We start from the raw sequence: 1117 nt of genomic DNA on the forward strand, positions 1-1117 counted from the left end.
CTAGATGTTGTGGGTATGGACGTTGCTGACGAGGGATTGAAGTAGACGGGCTGGTCCTCGGCGTAAGAATGGGAGTTGCGACACAACCGTTCTCGACCAAGAAGGACCAGCCCTGTGACACACCGTAATGCTCCACTCACCGTGGAGGGAAGACGACGCCTGATCGAGCGCTGCCAGAGTCGTCCGATCGCCCACGTCGCCGCCGAAATGGGTATCTCACGACAATGCGCCTCCACGTGGGTCAACCGTCACCGCAAATATGGTGACCTGGGACTACAGGACCGCTCCAGCGCACCGAAACACCAACCCACCGCCACAGCCGCGGAGGTCGTGGCCGACATCGAGTCGATGCGACGAACCCGGAAATGGTCCGCCTCACGCATCACGTTCGAACTCCGAATGGATGGAACGGTCATTGCTCGCCGGACCGTCACGAAAATCCTGCGGAACCTCGGATTGCACCGCCGCCGGTTCATCGACCCGAACGGCGAGAACAACCGCAAACCGCAGGTCATCGTTGCGAAGCGACCCGGCCAGATGGTCCACGTCGACGTCAAGAAAGTCGGGAAGATCCCCGACGGCGGCGGATGGCGTGCTCACGGTCGCGGGTCTGAGCAGGCCAAACGATCCCAGCGACGCAAGACCCGAACGAAGCAACCTCGGATCGGTTACACCTACCTGCACTCCGCGATCGACGGCAACACCCGCCTTGCGTACACCGAAGCCCGAGATGACGAAACCGCTGCAACAGCCATCGATTTCATGCACAACGCCCGACTCTTCTTCGCAGCACACGGCATCACTCGTATCGAGCGCGTGATCACCGACAACGGATCATGTTATCGGGCGGCGGATTTCACCGCTTCACTCCGCGAAGCGCGGCACTACCGCATCAAGCCGTACACTCCGAAACACAACGGGAAGATCGAACGCTACAACCGCATCCTCGCCGAAGAACTGCTCTACTCCCGCGAATACACCAGCGAGCAGCAACGGCGCACCGCGGTCGAAGTCTGGAATGTTCACTACAATTACCACCGACCGCATTCAACACGCGGAGGACGACCACCCGCCGCTTACCGCCGGCACCGCGTCACCAACGTCCGCGCCTCATACA

Annotated in this window: 1 protein-coding gene; it reads left to right on the forward strand. The window is 60.8% G+C overall.

Going from position 1 to position 1117, the window contains the following annotated elements; genetic code table 11:
- Positions 1-114: 114 nt before the first annotated feature.
- A partial coding sequence (locus tag ABH939_RS33165; protein WP_243580791.1) for an IS481 family transposase occupies positions 115-1117 on the forward strand: 1003 nt, incomplete at its 3' end.

This window comes from Rhodococcus sp. 27YEA6, from assembly GCF_044908235.1.
In the GTDB taxonomy this organism is placed as follows: Bacteria; Actinomycetota; Actinomycetes; order Mycobacteriales; family Mycobacteriaceae; genus Rhodococcus_F; species Rhodococcus_F qingshengii.